9 protein-coding genes are annotated in these 7,950 nt (G+C 40.2%); 1 reads left to right on the forward strand and 8 read right to left on the reverse strand.

Features of this window, described 5'->3' with window-relative positions; all coding sequences use genetic code 11:
* The first annotated feature begins 93 nt into the window (after nt 1-93).
* Nucleotides 94-504, forward strand: a complete 411-nt coding sequence (locus tag HCG69_RS07210) for a GNAT family N-acetyltransferase (RefSeq protein ID WP_255585504.1) — start codon at nt 94-96, stop codon at nt 502-504.
* 99 nt (nt 505-603) lie between these two features.
* On the opposite strand, the gene HCG69_RS07215 is transcribed toward HCG69_RS07210, so the two are convergent.
* The 8 genes from HCG69_RS07215 to HCG69_RS07250 all read right to left on the reverse strand — a co-directional run bounded on the left by HCG69_RS07215 (nt 604) and on the right by HCG69_RS07250 (nt 7,492).
* Entirely contained in the window at nt 604-969 is a 366-nt protein-coding gene (locus HCG69_RS07215; RefSeq protein ID WP_122200692.1) for an MmcQ/YjbR family DNA-binding protein, read from the reverse strand.
* Nucleotides 970-1,262: 293 nt separating this feature from the next.
* Nucleotides 1,263-2,435 carry an iron-containing alcohol dehydrogenase gene (locus HCG69_RS07220; protein ID WP_221649485.1) on the reverse strand — a complete coding sequence of 391 codons (1,173 nt, stop codon included), beginning with the start codon at nt 2,433-2,435 and terminating at the stop codon, nt 1,263-1,265.
* Nucleotides 2,436-2,441: 6 nt separating this feature from the next.
* Nucleotides 2,442-3,434, reverse strand: a complete 993-nt coding sequence (locus HCG69_RS07225) for a lysylphosphatidylglycerol synthase transmembrane domain-containing protein (RefSeq protein WP_221649486.1) — start codon at nt 3,432-3,434, stop codon at nt 2,442-2,444.
* A 54-nt stretch (nt 3,435-3,488) separates the two neighbouring features.
* Nucleotides 3,489-4,424, reverse strand: a complete 936-nt coding sequence (locus HCG69_RS07230; protein ID WP_221649487.1) for a phosphatase PAP2 family protein — start codon at nt 4,422-4,424, stop codon at nt 3,489-3,491.
* 9 nt (nt 4,425-4,433) lie between these two features.
* The gene (locus HCG69_RS07235; protein WP_221649488.1) at nt 4,434-5,087 is read right to left on the reverse strand and encodes a CDP-alcohol phosphatidyltransferase family protein; all 654 of its coding nucleotides are present in this window, start codon (nt 5,085-5,087) and stop codon (nt 4,434-4,436) included.
* Nucleotides 5,088-5,108: 21 nt separating this feature from the next.
* Entirely contained in the window at nt 5,109-5,615 is a 507-nt protein-coding gene (locus tag HCG69_RS07240) for a GtrA family protein (RefSeq protein WP_221649489.1), read from the reverse strand.
* On the reverse strand, nt 5,600-6,073 hold the full coding sequence (locus tag HCG69_RS07245; RefSeq protein ID WP_221649490.1) for a phosphatidylglycerophosphatase A: 474 nt from the start codon (nt 6,071-6,073) through the stop codon (nt 5,600-5,602). Before HCG69_RS07245 ends, HCG69_RS07240 begins: the two co-directional genes overlap by 16 nt.
* 129 nt (nt 6,074-6,202) lie before the next feature.
* The gene (locus tag HCG69_RS07250) at nt 6,203-7,492 is read right to left on the reverse strand and encodes an inositol-3-phosphate synthase (RefSeq protein WP_221649491.1); all 1,290 of its coding nucleotides are present in this window, start codon (nt 7,490-7,492) and stop codon (nt 6,203-6,205) included.
* Nucleotides 7,493-7,950 lie beyond the last annotated feature (458 nt).

The following is a 7,950-nucleotide window of genomic DNA, read 5'->3' on the forward strand; positions in this document are numbered from 1 at the left end:
TAGTAGTTTTCGTGTTGAATACCTGCGCAAGACAGGACAACACGATTACTTAAAGGATATAATGCATTAAAAGATCCAAGTGCAGAGCCCCGTTTGTCATTACTTGCCCGATATAATGGAAAACCAGTCGGACATATACTGTTTACAAAGGCAGAGATTGAGGAAGCGACAATTCAGCCACTCATCCATATCCTTGCTCCACTGGCTGTAATACCCGATTTTCAGAAACAGGGAATTGGAGGGTTACTAATCCGCAAAGGGATACAAATGCTGAAAGAAAAAGGTACCAAACTTGTCTTTGTATTGGGACACAAGGAATATTATCCCCGACATGGTTTCATACAAAACGCCCAAGGTATGGGTTATACCACACCATACCCGAACCCGACACCCGCAGAATATGCCGAATATTGGATGATGCAAGCACTGACAGATGAAGAGTTGGTAAAAGGCAGAATTAAATGTGCAGATGCATTATTCAAACCGGAACACTGGCGAGAATAAAAATTTCATCACTTACAGCTCCGTTACAATATATCCGATTAGAAGAGATGTAACGGGGCTGTACATATATTGGCATTTTATATGTAAAACGAACACCTTCTACAACCTTTCTTTCTCTTTTTTAGAGAGAGAAAGAAATACAATATCATACGACCGTTTTACGAGTTCTTTTATTTTATTATCCGGTACATCCTGATTGAAATAAACACTAATCCAATATTTCTTATTCATATGCCAACCGGGAGTTATCCCGGAATATTGGGCTTGCAATTCTACCGATTCATTGGGATCACACTTGATACAACAAAAATCGAATACCTCGATATTTACAAAACAAAACCATTTATCTCCCACATAAAAGCAAAGAACATCCCGGCTATATTTATCTGCTACATTGGGAAACGGCATTTTTTCATAAACGCCTTTCAATGAAAGGCAATATTCTCTAAACTCTTCAACATTCATAAGTCCGGTATATTTATATCATGTATCTTTCGTAACTCCTCCCACTCTTACGTAACAAGGATTATAAAAGTACGTATTTAAGCATCTATTAAAATACTAATTAACAGCATGTTAAGTACGTACTTTTATAGTTATAAAGTACGTACTTTTAAAACTGAGACTTTCTATTGTTAAAAAATCGTTTTTTAATAACGATAGCTCTCTTATTACTATATACTCAGTATCCCGTTACAATATATCTGATGATGGGTTAGAATATATGTAACGGGATACTAAGTATATTGGCATTTTATTTACAAAGCCAACCGGTAAATATCTTTACTATCTTCTTTCGTCAGCTTCACATAATTGCCTACCAGTTCTCCTTTGTTCCGATGCAGACTATCTGCCAAACGGTCGATATCGGGATTCTCAATACCCAACTCACTAAAAGTAACAGGCAATCCGATGGATTTGAAAAAAGATTTCAACCGGACAATACCTTCTAAAGCAACCGCTTTCTTATCATCCGTTTCGGAAACATTCCATACACGAACGGCATACTGTGCTATCTTATCTACATTATGTTCAGTCATCCAGGTCATCCAGGCAGGAAAAACGACAGAAAGTCCCGCACCATGCGTCACATTATAAATGGCACTGATTTCATGTTCAAGAAAATGAGATGCCCAGTCTTCTTCACAACCTACCCCACACGTGCCATTGTGTGCTATATTCCCACACCACATCAGATTGGCACGGGCACCGTAATTCTCCGGTTCTTTCATAACGATAGCTGCTTCTTTTATAATGGTAAGAAGCGTCCCCTCACAAAGACGATCACCAATTTCCACCTCTTTTGTATTGGTGAAATAGCGCTCCATAATATGGGCCATCATATCAGCAATACCACAAGCTGTCTGGAAAGGAGGAAGTGTATAAGTAAGTTCAGGATTCATCACAGCAAAAACAGGGCGTAATAATTCCGGTACGCGGAGACTGAGTTTCTGCAAACCATCTGTTTTTGTAATTACCGTATTGCCGGAGCCTTCACTTCCCGCAGCAGGGATGGTTAGAACAACCGCCACTCTCAACGCCTCTGTCACCTTAGCTTTACCAATATAGAAATCCCAAAAATCACCTTTATAAGGCACACCTGCTGCGATGGCTTTGGCAGTGTCTATCACCGAACCACCACCTACTGCGAGTAACAAGTCTGCCCTCTCGCTCCGGCAAAGCTCAATGCCTTCGTATACTTTGATATCGACAGGATTAGGTTGTACACCACCCAGCATACAATATTCAATCCCAACCTCTTTGAGTGAAGACTCTACGCGCGATAACAATCCACTACGTATCACTGAGCCACCACCATAAACAATCATTACTTTCTTAGCACCCTGCTTTTTCACTAAAGCACCGGTTTGTGCCTCTGTGTCTCTGCCGAATACAAATTCGGTAGGACTGTAAAAGATGAAATTATTCATTGTATTTTATTTTTTAGAATTTCCTATTTTCATCAGCACAAGGCCGATTACAATCCACACAAGTTCCCGTACTCGGGTTATCAAAGCGGTATAAACGCCATATCCTCCCGAAAGAGAAAGTCCGCCAACCGCCAGTGCAAACCCTCCTTCACGCCCTCCAAGCTGCATAGGCAGGAAAAACAGTAAATTAGCAAGTAAAGAAGAGAAAGCCATAATAAGAATACAGCTCATAAAACTAACATTTGTGGTGAGTACATTCAAAATAAGCCATACTTCAAGACAACCAACGATACGGGCTGTATATTCCAAAAATAATGCACTATAAAAAGTGCTTTTCCGTTGTTGATGTAACAGAGCTATCTGGCCATCAATATTTTCCAACTTATCCTGATGTGCTTCGGCAAAGCGAATGGCTTTATCTTTCAAAAAAGGGATATGACTACCGAAACGAACACATGCCACTGCCATCCCGTGCCGGTACCCCTTCACAAAAAGAGAAACAAGCAACACACAAAATAAGGTGATCAGAGTAAGCACAATTCCCATTCCCCAACCCACCGGATAAAATAAAGCATAAATAAGGACAGCACTGAGCCAGAAGCAGAAATGAGAAAAGATATGCATCATTACATACAGAATCACGGAAGAGGTAGCACGCTCTACACCAATATAAGGAGTCAGTTCCATAATACGATAAGGCTCACCACCCATCAATCCCACAGGAGTAACATAATTAAGAGCAAAGCCGGAAACCGTAAACTTATACAAACGGGTGAAAGTAAGCCCTCCCCGCTCACCACCACTACGTATGATGATATACCATGACAGGGTATTGATAAGGTATATAAACAACCAGAGCAGCAAAACGAGCGGCAGATAATAACCGGCACGTTTTAAGCTGCTCCACAGTTCTTCATAAGACATATCAAAAGTGAAAAGCATAATAACAACAGCGATAATGCCGAAACCAAGAAATATATTACGATATTTATTTTTCATTTGAGTTTCAGTGACTATGTGCCGATAACTTATCCACTACAGATTACATCTTTTTTATTTGATATAGTTATAATATCGTTCAAAGAAGCGTTTGAACCCTCTTGTCTTCATGAGTCCTTTTTCAAAAACCAGGATACCAAGCAAAGCACAAAAGATTCCCAGTAATACATCAATAATATAATGATGCGACGAATAGACAGCCGTACACCAGATACCTACCAAAATAATGGCAAAAAGAGCAATCAGCATTTTACTGGATTTCCGCACGATAGCATAATAGAGCGGAATCACCATATAAGCAGCATGCAAAGAAGGTACGGCAGCAAATACATTGGCATTGCGCCCGTAGATAGACTGGAAAACAGACAAGCCGGTCAGTTCATCAAAACGACCCAGCCCCGCCACATTGCCCGGAGTATTCAGAATCGCTTCCATCCCATAGTTAATAGCATACCAGGGTGGAGCAGCCGGATGAATATAATAACCGGCAAAGCCTATCAGATTGACAAATAAAAACACCATAGCGAAACGCAGATACAGGCTTCTCTCCTTTTTCAGATAGAGATAAATGCCAAATGCAATAGGTACAGGCACCCAGCACAGGTAAAAGATACCTGCCATGAAATCTGCAAATTTCCAGTTGTGCAATGTGAAGTATTCGCAGGGAATGAGAAGATTCCCATTATCATTGATACCAAACCAGGATTTCTCCAGATTATAGATTCCTGCCACATCAATAGGATTTACTTCGTAATTGGGAAATACACGCATCCAATCATACGAAATACCAAAAATGAAGAAAGGTAACAGGGCTACTGCCAACTTGCGGGTGGGTATACCGGCAAAGAACAGAGCCAGAAAGATAAACGCCATCAGCAAATGCTCCGGACGCAGTCCGAGGCATACAGCCGTAAGTAATAAAAAAAGAATGGTTACACCTACAACGGTCAGCGTTTCTTTCCGCGAAGGCATCTTAAAAGTATATCTCATAATCAGAGTTTACATATCTTTCATCACCTTACGGCAATGGTTCAAACGGGCAAATGCCGTAATATTGGCAAACACAGCTACCAATGCTACGGGAATCATTAATATCAGAATCGGATCAAATGAAGTGACATCATCGAAAACGCCACAGAAAATAGCTCCCAGACTAATCAGCACGACACGTTCCGGACGCTGCATAAGACCAACCTTACAATCAATCCCCAGTCCTTCGGCACGGGCACGCACATAACTCACCATCAATGAGCCAATCAAAGCAATGAAAGCAATAATCGATCCCCACATATACCCTTTGAGTATCAGATAATAAAAGATACCAAACAGAGTGATCAATTCACTGTAACGGTCGAGTACCGAGTCATAGAGTGCACCGAAAGTGGAACTCATATTTCCCAAGCGGGCCACACGCCCATCCATCATGTCGAATAGCCCGGCAAACAATATAATACCGCCTCCCCAGCCTACATAAGAAAGGTCTCCCCGCTCTCCGTTGATACCGCCATAAATCAATACGCCTGCTGCTACAATATTCAAAACCAGCCCGGTAGTAGTAATAAAGTTGGGCGTGATACCTATTTTAATCATCCCTCTGACAACGGGATTGATTATTTTATAAATTACCTGTTGTAACCAGTCTCTGTAATTCATTTCTATTCTTTTGTTATTTTTTTATAGTTTGTTTTCTCTCTTAAAAAAATTCTTTATATTCACATTCCGATATACAAACACACGTTGCAGGTAGTAATTCCAAAACAGTGCAACTAATATGGAAACCACTATTTTCGGAACAATAAAAAGGTCTTTGGAGTAAAGACTTAATGTATCTCTGACCCATGAAATCCCTGCTATCCATTCCGTAAGATAATACGTCCCGTATGTATTCAAAAAAACACTACCTGCCCACACCAATGTATACTTTATAATCACATGTGATTTCTTGCATTCGTGACACTTGAAAGTCCATTCATAGTTAACGAAGCAATTGAACATACCTCCGCAAACCGAACCAATGCAAGTGGCATATACATAATACATTCCGAAAAATTGTGCCAACGCAATCGTTATCACAAAATCCGTAACCGTGGCCAATTGTGCCGAAAGCTGGGCTCTCAGAAACATGAAAATCCCCCCTTTCTCCGAGAATGCTGTTATCAGTTGTTTCATCCAATCAGCCATCTGATACCTGCTAACAGAATAAAACTATAAATACCTGCCAGGATATCATCCATCATGACTCCTACTCCTCCTTTCAGACTCTCCATCTTACGAATGCCCAATGGCTTGAAAATATCAAAAAGGCGAAACAATGCAAAAGCCGCTACCGGATACCAGAAATTACCTTCGGGTGCTGCCAGCAGTGCAATCCATACGCCTACCATTTCATCCACAACCACCCGCGAAGGATCTTCACCCCAGAATGGTTCCAGTTTATTAGACGACCAGATACCACCGATAGTAAAAAGGATAATCAGTGCAACAGTCAATAGCCACACAAAATTGAATGGAAAGAAATACAGTAGAATACACCACATCACAGTAGCCAGTAAAGCTCCTGCCGTACCTGGAGCAAAAGGAGAAAATCCTGCTCCAAAACCAGTAGCAATCATTATATGAAAAAGGGAAACTTTTTTCATCACTCAGATAAAATATATGCAAAGTTATAAAAATAATAAAACTTTCCCCTTTTTTATAAGAGGAAAGTTTTATGGATGTACCCACAGAGTCAGATCATCTCTTTCTCTTTAGTAACTAATATTTTTTTATCAATCCAGATAACTTGGTGATTTCTGACCAACCATATCACGCAATGTCTGCTTAACCATTCTCCATTGAGTAAACAGATCGTGTACAGGCTGGCTTTCCAGATCATGCATCGGGCTCTTGCAGAAGAATGACAACCAGGTCTGAATGCCAGACATTCCGGCACGCATAGCCAAGTCACTGAACAATACAAGGTCAAGTGCAATAGGAGCAGCAAGAATAGAGTCGCGACACAGGAAGTTTACTTTAATTTCCATCGGGTAACCCATCCATCCGAAGATATCGATGTTATCCCATGCTTCCTTATTGTCTTTACGGGGTGGGTAGTAATTAATACGTACTTTATGATATACATCACCGTACAGGTCAGGATATTTTTCCGGTTCGAAGATATTGTCGATTACAGACAGCTTACTTACTTCTTTTGTTTTAAAGTTATCGGGATCATCGAGCACTTCTCCATCACGGTTACCCAGAATGTTAGTAGAGAACCATCCGCTCACACCCAACATACGGGTTTTGAACATCGGAGCCAAAACAGTTTTCATCAAAGTCTGTCCACTCTTGAAATCCTTACCGGCGATAGGCACATTCATCTTTTTAGAAAATTCCCACATAGCAGGAGTATCTACGCATAAGTTAGGAGCACCCATAATGAACGGAGCACCTTCTGCAATAGCAGCATAAGCGTAACACATACTTGGAGAAATAACGTTTGTGTTGTTTTCTTTCATTGCTTTTTCCAAAGCGGCAAGTGACATGTGCTCGTCTGACAGAGGAATATAAATCTCTGTACTTGCAGCCCATAACACAGCAATACGTTCGCAATTGTTAGCAGCTTTGAAGTCACGGATATCCTTACGCAACTGTTCTACCATTTCCCAACGGGTAGCAGCTTGTTTAACATGAGTACCGTTCAAACGTTTTGCCCAATTATGATCAAAAGCAGCAGGCATTGGCTTGATAGTCTCCAATTCATCTTTCACCCCATTCAAGTCCTTTTCTTTCAAAACCTCAGCATACATAGCAGCTTCATAAGCATTGTCGGGGAAAATATCCCAGCCACCAAATACAATGTCGTTCAAATTTGCTAAAGGCACTATGTCTTTAATAAGTTTTTCCTCGTTGTTTTCCATACGCATTGTTGCCATTTCTGCGATAGAACCTATTGGTTTTGCCAATCCCTTGCGAGAAGCCAGTGTTCCTGTAATCATAGTGGTAGCAACTGCGCCACCAACACCTACCACCAACACGCCGAGACGGCCTGATGCCGGTTTAATTTCTTGTTCCATTTCTGTTGTTTTAGATAAATTAAAATTGCCTACAAAGTTAGGCTCAACTCCATACTCAAAGAAGTTCTAATAGTCGGATTAATTGTTCCATTTGATGTATTATCCTATTTACAAGCTCATATAGAGAACAATACGCAGATCTGATTCATCTATGACGAATAAATTTAAAATATATCTGATAACGAAATATGATATATTACAAAACTTAAAAATAAGATTGGCATAGAATTTTATCAGCTTTTTTTCTTACAATTCAAAAGAGAATGTCTATACTCTACCAATGTTTTTTGTCAAAGCTTATAACTTTTCATCTTGTTGCTCGTAGAAAAACACCCTTTTGCTCGTAGAGAATCGGATCGATCTTCGTAGAGAATCGAGCCGTTCCTCTACCATTATCTTTGCCATGGAAAACATAGTTCTTTATGAACGTTAATAAGAATAAATTTCTTAATATTGTC

It is taken from the genome of Bacteroides sp. K03, assembly GCF_019734355.1.
Lineage (GTDB): Bacteria > Bacteroidota > Bacteroidia > Bacteroidales > Bacteroidaceae > Bacteroides > Bacteroides nordii.

What these genes read in the sequence shown, in the direction of transcription:
- HCG69_RS07215 (WP_122200692.1), bottom strand. Translation starts at nt 969, where the DNA reads ATGAATGTTGAAGAGTTTAGAGAATATTGCCTTTCATTGAAAGGCGTT.
- HCG69_RS07220 (WP_221649485.1), bottom strand. Translation starts at nt 2,435, where the DNA reads ATGAATAATTTCATCTTTTACAGTCCTACCGAATTTGTATTCGGCAGA.
- HCG69_RS07225 (WP_221649486.1), bottom strand. Translation starts at nt 3,434, where the DNA reads ATGAAAAATAAATATCGTAATATATTTCTTGGTTTCGGCATTATCGCT.
- HCG69_RS07230 (WP_221649487.1), bottom strand. Translation starts at nt 4,424, where the DNA reads ATGAGATATACTTTTAAGATGCCTTCGCGGAAAGAAACGCTGACCGTT.
- HCG69_RS07235 (WP_221649488.1), bottom strand. Translation starts at nt 5,087, where the DNA reads ATGAATTACAGAGACTGGTTACAACAGGTAATTTATAAAATAATCAAT.
- HCG69_RS07240 (WP_221649489.1), bottom strand. Translation starts at nt 5,615, where the DNA reads ATGGCTGATTGGATGAAACAACTGATAACAGCATTCTCGGAGAAAGGG.
- HCG69_RS07245 (WP_221649490.1), bottom strand. Translation starts at nt 6,073, where the DNA reads ATGAAAAAAGTTTCCCTTTTTCATATAATGATTGCTACTGGTTTTGGA.
- HCG69_RS07250 (WP_221649491.1), bottom strand. Translation starts at nt 7,492, where the DNA reads ATGGAACAAGAAATTAAACCGGCATCAGGCCGTCTCGGCGTGTTGGTG.